Here is a 13,472-nt window from a genome sequence, read left to right as displayed (position 1 = left end):
AAAGGGTTCTCCGATGACCTCAACGCCCGGTCGGGGGCTGTTGCATCTGGCTGCCGCCGTCGACCAGACGGGGGCGGACTCCGCCGACTCCTATGTCGAGCTGGCGCGGCTCGCCGAGAGCGGTGGGCTGGACTTCGTCACCCTCGACGACGGGCCCTCGCCGCCCGGCCCGGACGCGCTGCGCGTGCTGGCCCGGGCGGCGCCCGCCACCCGCCGGATCGGCCTGGTGGCCACGGTCGCCGCCGGTCCTGCCGAGCCCTGGCTCGTCCCGGCCGGGGTCGCGGGGCTGGAGCGGGAGAGCCGTGGGCGGGCCGGCTGGCGCGTGCGCGAACCGGCCCGCGCGGCGGTCCTTCCGGCCCCCGCGCCGCCGCCGGCCGAGGAGGCGCCGTCCTCGCGGGACCCCGTGCGGGTCGTCGACGCCACCGATCCGCCCGACCGGGCCGCCGCCGCCCGGTACGCCGACGTCGCCCTGGTACGCGTGGCCGGTTCCGCGCAGGCCGGTGTCGTACGGACCGAACTGCGGTCGCTGGCCGCGGGGTTCGGCCGGAACCCGGACGCGCTGCGGGTGCTGGCCGGGCTGGTGGTCGACCTCGGCGACGGTGAGCGCGGGTCCGAACAGGGCTGGGGCGCGCCGCTGCTCGCGCCCGTCCGCGGGCTGGGCCGGGGCGGTCGCCGGTCGGCCGCCCGCGGTCCGCTGTTCCGCGGCGGGCCGGTCGACCTCGCCGAACTCATCGCCGCGTGGCACGAGGACGGGACCGCCGACGGCTTCCATCTCACGCCGGTCGATCCGCGCCGTGACCTGGAGCGCGTGGTCAACGGCACGGTGGCGCTGCTGCAGCACCGGGGCCGGTTCCGCACCTTCTATCCGGGCGGCACCCTGCGCGAACACCTCGGCCTGAGCCGCACGGGTGCGCGACTGCGGGCCGGTGGGGGCTGATCGCGCAGTTCCCCGCGCCCCTTGGGGGTTTGTGCGGCCGGGGTGGCGAGTGCTGCGTTCCTCGGGGCTGCGCCCCTGGGGGCTGGTGGCGGCCGGTGCCGGCGGCGGGCCCGTGCGGGGGTCCGGGTGCGGGTCGGTGGGGGCTGGTCGCGCAGTTCCCCGCGCCCCTTGGGGGGGGGGCGGGTGTTGCGCCCCTGAGGGGCGCGGGGAACTGCGCGCGCGGCCACGACGTGCCCGCGCGGGGGCACTGCGCCGCGGGTTCGCCGCGGAAAGGAATACCCAGATGTCCCCCAGCGCTCCCACCTGGGGGGTTTCCCGTTCGAATGGAAGGCTGGAACAGATGACTACGGACGCGTCCGCCGAGTGGAAGGCGTGGCACGGGCACCGCGAGGAGACGGTGTCCGGGCCCTACGGCCCGCTCGCCCTCACCGGCACGCACTGGCTCGCGGACCACCCCGAGGGCCGGCTGCCCGGCGTGCCCGGGAGCTGGACGCTCGACGGCGACACGGTCGTCCTGACGGCCGGCCCGGACGACGGACTCGACGTCGACGGAGAGCCGTTCACCGGCGAGGTCCGGCTCGCCGAGGACACGGGACCGGTGGCCGACGCCCGAGTCGCCCACGGCGACCGCCGGTTGGTCGTGCTCGTCCGCGAAGGCATATGGGGCGTACGGGACTTCGACCCCGGCTCAGCCGCCCGCAGGGCGTTCCGCGGTATCGAGGCCACGCCGTACGACCCGGCCTGGTCGCTGCCGGGCCGCTACACCCCGTACGAGCAGGCCCGCACCGTACGCGTCGACAACGCCGACGGCGTGCGCCGCGGCCTCGGCCTCGCCGGTGAACTCGCTTTCACGGTAGGCGAGTCGGATTACACCCTCCAGGTCACCGCCCAGGCCGACGGCACGCTGTGGGCGGTGTTCGCCGACACCACGAGCGGCACGGGCAGTTTCCGTTTCCGCTTCCTGTACACCGCCGCGCCCGACGCCGAGGGCCGTACGACGGTCGACCTCAACCGCGCGGTACTGCCGCCGTGCGCCTTCGCCGACCACTTCATCTGCCCCTTCCCGCCGCCGGGCAACACCCTCGACCTGGCGGTGGAGGCGGGGGAGCGCGCGCTGAGCTGACCCGCGCCGAACCGGGGCCGGCCGCCCGCGCGGCCGGTTCCCCGCACTCCTGACGTGATGTCAGGAACACGCCAATCCAGCAATCCTCTGTGATCCGGCTGTGCGGCCCCGCGAGCCCGCGGGGCCTTCGCAGGTCAGCCGGTGGCCGTCGGCGACCGCCGGGCACGGCGCGGGGGCGCAACACGCGTAGTGCGAATGACAGTTGAACGCTGCACGGCCGAAAGCCGCCCTTGCGAACGCCGGTCGTACGGCCGAATACTCCCCCTCAGCGCTTGTCAGGGGCACGGTTTGTCCGGAACCCGGACACCTGCCGTTGGCTGCGCCTCACGGGCCCCGACCCCACGCGGGCCCCCGACTTCCCTGGAGGGAACGAAAAGTGAGGATCAAGCGCATGACCCCCCGCAGTGGCCTCGCAAGACGGACCCGGCTGATCGCCGTCGTCTCCGGCTTCGTGGCCGCGGCCGCGTTCGCCGCCCCCACCGCGAACGCGAGTGACGCCCACCCGTTCAGCGCCAACCAGCTGACCCAGGCGAGCCACTCCGTCCTCAAGGCCGACGTACCCGGCACGGCCTGGGCGGTGGACAGCAAGACCAACCGGGTCGTCGTCACCGTCGACAGCACCGTCTCCGCCGCGGAGATCGCCCAGATCAAGGAGCAGGCGGGGACCACCTCCGGTGCCCTCGTCATCAAGCACACCGCCGGGAAGTTCAACAAGCTGATCACCGGTGGCGACGCCATCTACGGTGGCTCCTACCGCTGTTCGCTCGGGTTCAACGTGCACAGCGGGAGCACCTACTACTTCCTGACCGCCGGCCACTGCGGCCAGGTCGCCTCGACCTGGTACAGCAACTCGGGCCACACCACGGTCCTGGGCACCAACGTCAGCTACAGCTTCCCGACCAACGACTACGCGCTGGTGCGCTACACCAACTCCTCGGTCGCGCACCCGAGCGCGGTCGGCAGCCAGACGATCAGCAGCGCGGCCACCCCGGCCGTCGGCACGACCGTCTACCGCCGCGGTTCGACCACCGGCACCCACAGCGGCAAGGTCACCGCGCTCAACGCCACCGTCAACTACGGCAGCGGTGAGATCGTCTACGGCCTCATCCAGACCACGGTCTGCGCCGAGGGCGGCGACAGCGGCGGCCCGCTCTACTCGGGCAGCGTGGCCTACGGTCTGACCTCCGGCGGCAGCGGCAACTGCACCTCCGGCGGCACGACCTTCTTCCAGCCGGTCACCGAGGCGCTCAGCGCCTACGGCGTCAGCGTCGGCTGACATCCCGCCGAGCGAGCCCCCGCGCGCCCGCCGCGCGGGGGCTCTCTCCCGTCCCGGGGCGCCGCCCGCCGAAGGACCCTCTCCCACGTGTCCGGGGGCTCCCCCTCGGGCGGGCGCAGGTCTACCGTCGTAGGGCAGACAGGGTTCTAGTCCCCTGGGGGCCGGCATGGTCGAGGCACTGGTGGCGGCGGGAGCGGCGCTCGTGTCCGCCGGGGTGGTGTACGCGCTGGCGGCGGCGCGGGTCGTCAAGCAGTACGAACGGGGTGTGGTGTTCCGGCTCGGCCGGCTCCGCCCCGATGTGCGCGGGCCCGGGCTCACGATGATCGTGCCCTTCGTGGACCGGCTCCAGAAGGTCAACATGCAGGTCGTGACGATGCCCGTGCCCGCCCAGGAGGGCATCACCCGCGACAACGTGACCGTCCGGGTGGACGCCGTCGTCTATTTCAAGGTGACCGGCGCCGCCGAGGCGATCGTCCGGGTCGAGGACTACCGGTTCGCGGTCTCGCAGATGGCGCAGACCTCGCTGCGCTCCATCATCGGCAAGAGCGAGCTCGACGATCTGCTCTCCAACCGGGAGAAGCTCAACCAGGGCCTGGAGCTGATGATCGACAGCCCGGCCGTGGAGTGGGGCGTCACCATCGACCGCGTCGAGATCAAGGACGTCTCCCTGCCCGAGACCATGAAGCGCTCCATGGCCCGGCAGGCCGAGGCCGACCGGGAGCGGCGGGCCCGGGTGATCAACGCCGACGCGGAGCTCCAGGCGTCGAGGAAGCTGGCGCAGGCCGCGCAGCAGATGTCCGCGACGCCCGCCGCGCTCCAGCTGCGGTTGCTGCAAACAGTGGTGGCGGTGGCCGCCGAGAAGAACTCCACGCTGGTGCTGCCGTTCCCGGTGGAGCTGCTGCGGTTCCTGGAACGGGCGCAGCAGCCGGTGCCGGCGGCGCCCCAGCCGGCCGCCCCGCCCGCACCGCCCGGTCCGCAACCGGTGCAGGAGCAACTTCCGTACGCCACTCCGCTCCCGGAGGGCCTTCCGTACATCGCCCCGCTCCCGGAACCCCGGCCCGACGGGTCGCCTCCCGGGCAGGGGTAGCGCCCGCCCGGCGGGGCGTTTGCGCAGGTGGGACACGCCCGCATGGTTGTCGTACAGATGTTCGGAAATTGGTCTATGGTGGGGGTGAGCGACTAGGGAACTGATGTTCGATTGCGGGAGGTGTGGTGCCGGGCTTCACGCATCTGCACACCGCCTCCGGATTCTCCCTCCGCTACGGCGCCTCCCATCCGGAACGGCTGGCCGAGCAGGCCGCCGAGCGGGGCATGGACGCCCTCGCGCTCACCGACCGGGACACCGTCGCGGGCGCCGTCCGCTTCGCCAAGGCGTGTGCGAAGGCCGGGGTGCGCCCGCTGTTCGGCGTGGAGCTCGCGGTGGCGGAGCCCGAACCCGCGGCCGTGCCCGGCGGCCGACGCCGCACCCCGGTGCGCGGCGGCGCCTTCGTCGACGAGTCGGCCCCCCGCGTCACCTTCCTCGCCCGGGACGGCGCCACGGGCTGGGCCGACCTGTGCCGGATGATCACGGCCGCGCACGCCGACCCGGACACCCCGCTGCTGCCCTGGCCCGCCAACCACGGCGACGGCCTGACCGTCCTGCTCGGCCCCGCCTCCGACGTCGGCCGCGCCCTCGCCGCCGGCCGCCCCGACCGCGCCGCGCGGCTCCTCGTCCCCTGGCGCGAGAGCTACGGCGACGCCCTGCGCCTCGAAACCGTCTGGCACGGCCGCCAGGGCACCGGACCCGGCTCCCTCAGGCTGGCCGCCCGCACCGTCGGCTTCGCCGCCGAACAGCGCGTCCGCCCGGTGCTGACCAACGCCGTCCGGTACGCCGACCCCGGCCAGGGCCCGGTCGCCGACGTCCTGGACGCCGCCCGCCGCCTGGTCCCGATCGACCCCGCCGGGGAACTGGACTCGGGCGAGGCGTGGCTCAAGGACGCGGACGCCATGCGCGCGGCCGCCGAGCGGATCGTCGAGGCCGCGGGCTACCGGCGCGACACCGCCCACCGGCTGCTGGAGCAGACCCACGCGACGGCCGCCGAGTGCCTGGTCGACCCCGAGGACGACCTCGGCATCGGCACCGTCCACTTCCCCGAGGCGCGCCTCGTCGGCGCGGAACGCCGCACCGCGCAGCGGGTGCTGGCCTCCCGGGCGGCTGCCGGCATGGTGCTGCGCGGCTACGCCGGCCGCCGCGCCTACTGGGAGCGGATGCACCGGGAGCTGGACATCATCGCCCACCACGGCTTCGCCTCCTACTTCCTGACGGTCGCTCACGTGGTGCACGACGTGCGGGACATGGGAATCAGGGTGGCGGCGCGCGGGTCCGGCGCGGGCTCCCTGGTCAACCACCTCCTCGGCATCGCGCACGCCGACCCGGTCGAGCACGGGCTGCTGATGGAGCGCTTCCTGTCCAAGGAGCGGGTCGTGCTGCCCGACATCGACATCGACGTGGAGTCGGCCCGCCGGCTGGAGGTCTACCGCGCGATCATCGGCCGGTTCGGCACCGAACGGGTCGCGACGGTCGCCATGCCGGAGACCTACCGGGTGCGCCACGCCGTCCGCGACGTCGGCGCCGCCCTGTCCATGGACCCCGCCGACATCGACCGGATCGCCAAGTCGTTCCCGCACATCCGCGCCCGCGACGCCCGTGCCGCGCTGGAGGAGCTGCCCGAACTGCGCAAGCTGGCCGAGGAGTTCCCGCGGGGCGCGCGGCACGGGCGGATGTGGGACCTGGTCGAGGCGCTCGACGCCCTGCCCCGCGGGATCGCCATGCACCCGTGCGGGGTCCTGCTCTCCGACGCCTCCCTCCCGGCCCGCACGCCGGTCGTGCCGACCAGCGGCGAGGGCTTCCCGATGTCGCAGTTCGACAAGGACGACGTGGAGGACCTCGGGCTGCTCAAACTGGACGTGCTGGGCGTGCGGATGCAGTCGGCGATGGCGCACGCGGTCGCGGAGGTGGAGCGGGCCACCGGGGAGCGGATCGACCTGGACGCGCTCGCGCCGGGCGACCCGGCGACGTACGGACTGATCCGCTCCACCGAGACGCTCGGCTGCTTCCAGATCGAGTCGCCGGGCCAGCGGGACCTGGTGGGGCGGCTCCAGCCGTCCTCCTTCCATGACCTGGTCGTCGACATCTCGCTGTTCCGGCCCGGCCCGGTCGCGGCCGACATGGTGCGGCCGTTCATCGAGGCCCGGCACGGGCGGGCGCCGGTCCGTTTCCCGCACCCCGACCTCGCGGAACCGCTGCGCGGCACCTACGGCGTCGTCGTCTTCCACGAGCAGATCATCGACATCGTCGCCATCATGACCGGCTGCGGGCGCGGCGAGGCCGACCGGATCCGGCGCGGGCTGTCCGACCCGGAGGCGCAGGGGCGGATCCGGACGTGGTTCGCGCAGCAGGCGGCGGCGCACGGCTACGACGAGGAGACGATCCGGCGCACCTGGGAGATCGTCGAGGCGTTCGGCAGCTACGGCTTCTGCAAGGCCCACGCGGTCGCCTTCGCCGTGCCGACCTACCAGTCCGCGTGGCTGAAGGCGCACCACCCGGCCGCCTTCTACGCCGGGCTGCTCACGCACGACCCCGGGATGTACCCCAAGCGGCTGCTGCTCGCGGACGCCCGGCGGCGCGGGGTGCCGATCCTGCCGCTGGACGTGAACGGGTCCGGCGTCACCCATCGTATCGAACTGGTGTCCGATGAAGGGGGCGACTCGGGCGACGGCCGGAGACCTGGCCCGGCGCGGTGGGGGCTGCGGCTGGCCCTCTCCGACGTGCACGGCATCAGCGAGGCCGAGGCGCGGCGCATCGCGGACGGGCAGCCGTACGCCTCCCTGCTCGACTTCTGGGAGCGGGCCCGCCCGAGCCGGCCGCTGGCCCAACGTCTCGCGCAGGTCGGGGCGGTGGACGCGTTCGGCGCCAACCGCCGTGACGTGCAACTGCACCTGGCCGAGCTGCACCGCGGCGGCCGCGGGTCCGGCGGCGACCAGCTCCCCCTCACGGGCGGGCGGCGCACGGCGCCGGCCGGACTGCCGGACCTGTCCTCCGCGGAGCGGCTGAGCGCCGAGCTCGGGGTGCTGTCCATGGACGCCTCGCGCAATCTGATGGACGACCACCGGGAGTTCCTCGACGAGCTGGGCGTGGTCCCGGCGCGGCGGCTGCGCGACGCCCGGCACGGCGAGACCGTGCTGGTCGCGGGCGCCAAGGCGGCCACCCAGACCCCGCCGATCCGGTCCGGCAAGCGGGTCATCTTCAGCACGCTCGACGACGGCACCGGCCTGGTCGACCTCGCCTTCTTCGACGACTCCCACGACGCCTGCGCGCACACCGTCTTCCACTCCTGGCTGCTGCTGGTGCGCGGCGTGGTGCAGCGGCGCGGCCCGCGCAGCCTCAGCGTGGTGGGCGCCGCCGCCTGGAACCTCGCCGAACTCGTCGAACTGCGCGCCGAGGGCGGCCTGGAGCGGGTCGCGGCCCGGCTCGCCGAGCCGATGCCCGAGGGTCCAGGCGGCGACCCGGCCGAAGGCCGCCGCATCCACCTGCCGACCGGCTACGAGATGCACCCGTGGGCCGACCTGCGCCCCGCGGGGGGCGGCGTCCCGCCCGGTTCGCCGGGAGGGGGGCGGCTCGGACCGGCGCAAGGTGCCTCCGGCGGGCGGAAGTTGTGGCATCAGAGTCCGGGGAGTGCGGGATGACCACCCGCGGCGTCCCGAACCGCCGTCCGCCGGGGCCGTCACTCCTCTTTCGGCCCGAGGGTCCCGTGCGGGTACGTCGTGGTCGATCGCGCAGTTCCCCGCGCCCCTTCAGGGCGCTGCCGGTGTGCACGGGAGCCTTCGTCCCGGCCGGGATCTCGCCCCGCCAGGCGCACAGCTCCTTGCTGCCGGTCACCGGGGTGGCGCTGACCGAGCGCGGCTGGGCCTGCACCCGGGCCGCCGAGGCGGCCGCCGCGGACGTCGTCCGGGGGTGGGCCGCCGCGATCGGCGAGGGCGAGATGCGCGTCCTGTGCGATCGCCTGCTGCGCATCGCGCCCCGGGGGCCGATCCGGCCCGCCTGGTGACGGGGTGTCGGCGGCCGATCGTCCGGTCGGCTGTGCTTTCTACTACCACTGGAAGTTTTTACTGACGCGTAACTTCACACGTCAGCTACTCGCCCGTAACTTGACGATAGAACGGCAATCTTGTGATCCGGATCACAGGGCGTACGTCATCGCATCCCCCTTGAGCCGCAAGGAGATCACACGATGCTGCCCTGGAAGCGAGTGCTCAGACCCCTCACCGCGGTGTTGCTCACCGCCGCGTGCATCGCACTCCCCACCGCCTCCGCTCACGCCGCCACGACCGCCTCGGCCGCCTCCGCCTCGACCACGAGCAGCGGCTGGAACGACTGGTCCTGCAAGCCGTCCACCACCCACCCCCGCCCCGTCGTCCTCGTCCACGGAACCCTCGGGAACTCCGTCGACAACTGGCTCGCCCTCGCCCCCTATCTGACGAGCCGCGGCTACTGCGTCTTCTCCCTCGACTACGGCCAGCTCTCCGGAGTCCCCGTCTTCTACGGGCTCGGCCCCATCGACAAGTCGGCGGCGCAGCTCCAGACCTTCGTCGACCAGGTGCTCGCCGCCACCGGCGCCGCCAAGGTCGACATCGTCGGCCACTCGCAGGGCGGCATGATGCCGCGCTACTACCTGAAGTTCCTCGGCGGAGCCGCCAAGGTGAACGCCCTCGTCGGTCTCGCCCCCGACAACCACGGCACCGACCTCGACGGCCTCACCAACCTGCTGCCGTACTTCCCCGGCGCGTCGGACCTGATCTCCGCCGCGACGCCCGGCCTCGCCGACCAGATCGTCGGCTCGGCCTTCCTCACCAAGCTCAACGCGGGCGGCGACACCGTCCCGGGAGTGCACTACACGGTCATCGCCACCAAGTACGACGAGGTGGCCACCCCGTACACCAGCCAGTACCTGACCGGTTCCGACGTGCACAACGTCCTGCTGCAGAACCTGTGCGCGCTCGACTTCTCCGAGCACGTCGCGATCGCGCTGCTGGACCGGATCGCCTTCCACGAGGTGGCCAACGCGCTCGACCCCGCGCACGCCAAGGCCACCACCTGCGCGTCCGTGTTCAGTTGAGCACCGCCGGGGCCTGACCGGCCTGAGCCGCCGTTCAGGCCCCGGAAACCCGTTCCTCAGCGACCCCGCCGGCCGGTCGTCGCCCGCCTGCGCACCGAGGCGAACAGGGCGGCGGAACCCAGTGCGAGAGCGGCCGCGCCGCCGACCGCGTAGGACGCGGTGCGGCCGTCGGTGCCGGTCTCGGCGAGGTCCGTGACGGAACCCGCGGCCTCGGGCGCGCTCACCGGCGTGGCGTCCGAGGCCGCCGTCGACGTACCGGAGGACGCCTCGGTCGCGCTCGGCTCGGCCGACGAACCGGCGCCGTCGTGATGGTGCTCGACGGTCGATCTGTCGGCACCGTCGGCGATCTGCTGGTCCGTCGGGGCGGACGCCGTGGGTGCGGCGGTCGCCGCCCCGCCGGAGCCGCTGCCGGAACCCGTCGCGGTCCCCGAACCGGACCCCGAACCGGCCCCCGAGCCCGAGTCGTCGCCGCTGCCGCTTCCCGCGCCGTCGCCGCCGAAGCTGACGTCCGAGCAGGAGTAGAACGCCTCCGGACTGTCCGAGCGCTGCCAGATCGCATACAACAGCTGCTTGCCCGAGCGCTCCGGAAGCGTCCCGGAGAACGTGTAGAAGCCGTCCGCCGCGACCGGGTCGGTGGCCGTCGCCACCGGGTGGGCCAGGTCCAGATCGGACCAGGAGAGCGGCTTCGAGGGGTCGTAGCCCTGCCGGGTCAGATACACCGTGAAGGTGCCCTTGTGGGGCGCGGTCACGCGGTACTTGAAGGTGTACGACCCGCTGTGCACCGCCGTCGCGGGCCAGTCGGCGCGCGCCAGGTCCAGGCCCTTGAACTCCTCGACCCCCGCGCTGCACAACTCGCCGTCCGGGATCAGTTGTTGGTGGCGGCCGACCGCGTCGCCGATGCGGATGCCGTTCCAGTCGTAGAGCGCCTGCGTGCCGCCCGCCGCGACCGCCGCCCGGCACGCCGCCGACCTGGGGTTCTCCGGGCCCTCCGCGTAGCACTGGGACACCCGGCTGACCGGGTCGCCCATCGTGCCGTGCGCGGACGCCGGGGCCGCGGCGAGCGCGGACACCGCGAGCGGAGCCAGGCCGAGGAAGGCGGCGACGGCGGCCTTGCGGCGTGCGGGCATGACAGAACTCCTTGGAACGGTCAGGGGCTTGTGGGGGTGCCGGAGCCCGTGGGGGCGAGGTCGAAACTAGCCGCAGGGAACCGGGAAATCGCCTGCTGGAGGCGGGTGGAGGTGATCCTTATGGTGCCGTTAAGGCGGGACTAACCGAGGGCTCAGGAAGCGGGCCGGCGCGGCGGGCGGCGCGCCCCTTCGGCACCGCGGGCCTCAAGAGCGGTCACCGGAAGCGGAGTTGACGACTCCAGGCCGTGACCGATTGTTCATCTCCGAAGCGCTGCGTACGTGTTGTCTACGCGCGTATCTTTACCCGGTCGCCTGTCCGGTCCGCCGCCCGGCGCGCACCCGCAGTCACGTCACACCGTCCGCATGAAGGAGAGCCTCTCCGTGTCGCACCCCTCCACCGAGGCCGCCGCGCCCAGACCGAAGCGCCCCCTGCACCGGCGCGCCCTGCCCTACGGCATAGCCGCCGCCCTCATGCTCGCCACGGCCGGCCTGAGCGCCAACGCCCTGGCCGCCTCGCACGAGGCCCTGATCTCCGAGGTCTACGGAGGCGGCGGCAACTCGGGCGCCACGTACACCAACGACTTCATCGAGCTGGCCAACGCGGGCAGCGGCTCGGTGGACCTGAGCGGGTACAGCGTCCAGTACCTGCCGGGCACGCCGACCGCCTCCTCCAAGTGGCAGGCGACCGCCCTCACCGGCTCGCTCGCCGGCGGCGGCCACTACCTGGTCCAGGAGGCCGCGGGCACGGGCGGCACCACGGCCCTGCCCACGCCGGACGCCACCGGCGCCATCAACATGTCGGGCACCAACGGCACCGTCGCGCTGGTCACCGGCAGCGACCCGCTGACCTGCCTGACCGCCGCCGACTGCCAGGCGGACCCGCGCGTGAAGGACCTGGTCGGCTTCGGCACCGCGGTGGTGCACGAGGGCAACGGCGCGGCGGCCGGCGCGAGCAACACCGCGTCCGTGGCGCGCGCGGCCTCCCTCGCCGACACCGACGACAACGCCGCCGACTTCACCGCGGGCGACCCGTCCCCGCAGAACACCGGCGACACCGGCGGCGGTTCGACCCCGAGCGACCCGGCGACCACGCCGCCGCCCACCACCACGCCCGCCACCCCGGCGAAGATCCACGACATCCAGGGCACCTCCCGCGTCTCGCCGCTGAACGGCAAGACCGTCACGGGCGTCACGGGCATCGTCACCGGCGTCCGCGCGTACGGCTCCTCGCAGGGCTACTGGGTCCAGGACCCGAACCCCGACGCCGACCCGCGCACCAGCGAGGGCGTGTTCGTCTTCACCGGCTCGACCACGCCGACCGTGAGCGTCGGCGACAGCGTCTCCCTCGACGCGACGGTCTCCGAGTACTACCCCGGCGGCCAGGACACCGGCATCCAGTCGACCACCGAGCTGACCAAGGCCACGGCCACCGTGGTGTCGAGCGGCAACGACGTGCCGGCCCCGGTCGTCCTCGACAAGAAGTCGGTGCCCGAGCAGTTCGCCCCGCAGGCGGGCGGCGCGAGCATCGAGAACCTGCCGCTGCGCCCCGACGAGTACGCCCTCGACACCTACGAGTCGCTGGAGGGCATGAACGTCCGCATCGGCTCCAGCCGGGTGGTCGGCGCCACGGACACCTACTCGGAGCTGTGGGTGACGGTCCGGCCGGACCAGAACCCCACCAACCGCGGCGGCACCCTCTACAAGGGCTACGACGACGCCAACTCGGGCCGTCTGATGGTCCAGTCGCTGATCCCGACCGCCACGCAGGCGTTCCCCGCGGCGAACGTGGGCGACACCCTGAGCGGCACCACCGAAGGGCCGCTGGACTACAACCAGTACGCCGGCACCTACACGCTCCAGGCCCGCACCATCGGCTCCCTCCACAAGGGCGACCTCAAGCCCGAGGTGACCGCCAAGCAGAGCGCCTCGCAGGTGAGCGTCGCCACGTACAACGTGGAGAACCTGGCGCCCGACAACGCGCAGTCGAAGTTCGACGCGCTCGCCAAGGGCCTGGTGACGAACCTGCGTTCGCCCGACATCGTCGCGCTGGAGGAGATCCAGGACAACAGCGGCGCCACCGACGACGGCACGGTCGCCGCCGACAAGACGCTGAGCAAGCTGGTGGACGCGATCGTCGCGGCCGGCGGCCCGCGCTACCAGTGGCGCGAGATCGACCCCGTCAACGACAAGGACGGCGGCCAGCCGGGCGGCAACATCCGCCAGGCGTTCCTGTACAACCCCGACCGGGTGCAGTTCACCGACCGCGCGGGCGGCGACTCCACCACGGCGGTCGGCGTGACGGGCACCGGTGCCGACACGCACCTGACCGCCTCGCCGGGCCGGATCGCCCCGACGGACGACGCGTGGAGCTCCTCCCGCAAGCCCCTGGCGGGCGAGTTCACCTTCCGCGGCAAGACGCTCTTCGTCATCGCGAACCACTTCAACAGCAAGGGCGGCGACCAGGCGATCGACAGCCGCAACCAGCCGCCGGTCCGCAGCTCCGAGGCCCAGCGCAACCGGCAGGCCCTGGTGGAGCGGGACTTCGTCCAGAGCCTGGAGAAGGCGGACCCGAAGGCCGGCGTGGTCGTCCTGGGCGACCTGAACGACTACCAGTTCTCGCCCGCGGCCACCGCCCTCACCGGCAACGGCAGCGTGCTCACCGACCTGGTCAACACCCTCCCGGTCAAGGAGCGCTACTCCTACGTCTACGAGGGCAACTCCCAGGTCCTGGACCACATCCTGACCAGCCCGGCCCTGACCCGGAGCGCCGACTACGACGTGGTCCACATCAACAGCGAGTTCACCGCGCAGACGAGCGACCACGACCCGCAGATCGTGCGGCTGAAGCCGTAGG

The 13,472-nt window shown here is 73.3% G+C and carries 8 protein-coding genes and 1 pseudogene; 7 read left to right on the top strand and 2 right to left on the bottom strand.

Annotated features, from left to right (window positions below; genetic code table 11):
* Window positions 1-13 precede the first annotated feature (13 nt).
* The 5 genes from WN71_RS30355 to WN71_RS30335 all read left to right on the top strand — a co-directional run bounded on the left by WN71_RS30355 (window position 14) and on the right by WN71_RS30335 (window position 8,061).
* Window positions 14-937, top strand: a complete 924-nt coding sequence (locus WN71_RS30355) for an LLM class flavin-dependent oxidoreductase (protein WP_046584163.1) — start codon at window positions 14-16, stop codon at window positions 935-937.
* A gap of 340 nt (window positions 938-1,277) precedes the next feature.
* Window positions 1,278-2,060, top strand: a complete 783-nt coding sequence (locus tag WN71_RS30350) for a DUF1684 domain-containing protein (protein WP_046584162.1) — start codon at window positions 1,278-1,280, stop codon at window positions 2,058-2,060.
* A gap of 376 nt (window positions 2,061-2,436) precedes the next feature.
* On the top strand, window positions 2,437-3,336 hold the full coding sequence (locus WN71_RS30345) for a S1 family peptidase (RefSeq protein WP_046584161.1): 900 nt from the start codon (window positions 2,437-2,439) through the stop codon (window positions 3,334-3,336).
* 166 nt (window positions 3,337-3,502) lie between these two features.
* Entirely contained in the window at window positions 3,503-4,423 is a 921-nt protein-coding gene (locus WN71_RS30340; RefSeq protein WP_046584160.1) for a slipin family protein, read from the top strand.
* A 125-nt stretch (window positions 4,424-4,548) separates the two neighbouring features.
* A complete protein-coding gene (locus WN71_RS30335) occupies window positions 4,549-8,061 on the top strand; it encodes a DNA polymerase III subunit alpha (protein WP_046584213.1) in 3,513 nt (1,170 codons plus the stop codon).
* Between the two features lie 121 nt (window positions 8,062-8,182).
* Here the strand turns inward: WN71_RS30335 and WN71_RS43525 are convergent.
* Window positions 8,183-8,263 (bottom strand): annotated as a pseudogene (locus WN71_RS43525) (cupin domain-containing protein); the annotation flags it as partial.
* Window positions 8,264-8,606: 343 nt separating this feature from the next.
* On the opposite strand from WN71_RS43525, the gene WN71_RS30325 reads away from it, so the two are divergent.
* Window positions 8,607-9,491: a lipase family alpha/beta hydrolase gene (locus WN71_RS30325; RefSeq protein ID WP_046584159.1), complete on the top strand. Its 885-nt coding sequence runs from the start codon at window positions 8,607-8,609 to the stop codon at window positions 9,489-9,491.
* A gap of 56 nt (window positions 9,492-9,547) precedes the next feature.
* Here the strand turns inward: WN71_RS30325 and WN71_RS30320 are convergent, their stop codons facing one another.
* On the bottom strand, window positions 9,548-10,618 hold the full coding sequence (locus WN71_RS30320) for a lytic polysaccharide monooxygenase auxiliary activity family 9 protein (protein WP_046584158.1): 1,071 nt from the start codon (window positions 10,616-10,618) through the stop codon (window positions 9,548-9,550).
* 471 nt (window positions 10,619-11,089) lie between these two features.
* Here WN71_RS30320 and WN71_RS30315 point away from each other — a divergent pair, with 471 nt between their 5' ends.
* Window positions 11,090-13,471 (top strand): endonuclease/exonuclease/phosphatase family protein, encoded by a 2,382-nt coding sequence (locus tag WN71_RS30315; RefSeq protein ID WP_046584211.1) that lies wholly within the window; start codon window positions 11,090-11,092, stop codon window positions 13,469-13,471.
* The last annotated feature ends 1 nt before the right edge of the window (window position 13,472 follow it).

The sequence above is a fragment of the Streptomyces mangrovisoli genome, assembly GCF_000974985.2.
Classification (GTDB): domain Bacteria; phylum Actinomycetota; class Actinomycetes; order Streptomycetales; family Streptomycetaceae; genus Streptomyces; species Streptomyces mangrovisoli.
The sequence above is the reverse complement of the archived record's forward strand: the minus strand, read 5'-3'. Positions and strand labels throughout refer to the sequence as shown.

Coding starts and splice junctions, on each gene's coding strand:
- WN71_RS30315 (WP_046584211.1), top strand. CDS start 11,090: ATGCTCGCCACGGCCGGCCTGAGCGCCAACGCCCTGGCCGCCTCGCAC.
- WN71_RS30340 (WP_046584160.1), top strand. CDS start 3,503: ATGGTCGAGGCACTGGTGGCGGCGGGAGCGGCGCTCGTGTCCGCCGGG.
- WN71_RS30355 (WP_046584163.1), top strand. CDS start 14: ATGACCTCAACGCCCGGTCGGGGGCTGTTGCATCTGGCTGCCGCCGTC.
- WN71_RS30350 (WP_046584162.1), top strand. CDS start 1,278: ATGACTACGGACGCGTCCGCCGAGTGGAAGGCGTGGCACGGGCACCGC.
- WN71_RS30325 (WP_046584159.1), top strand. CDS start 8,607: ATGCTGCCCTGGAAGCGAGTGCTCAGACCCCTCACCGCGGTGTTGCTC.
- WN71_RS30320 (WP_046584158.1), bottom strand. CDS start 10,618: ATGCCCGCACGCCGCAAGGCCGCCGTCGCCGCCTTCCTCGGCCTGGCT.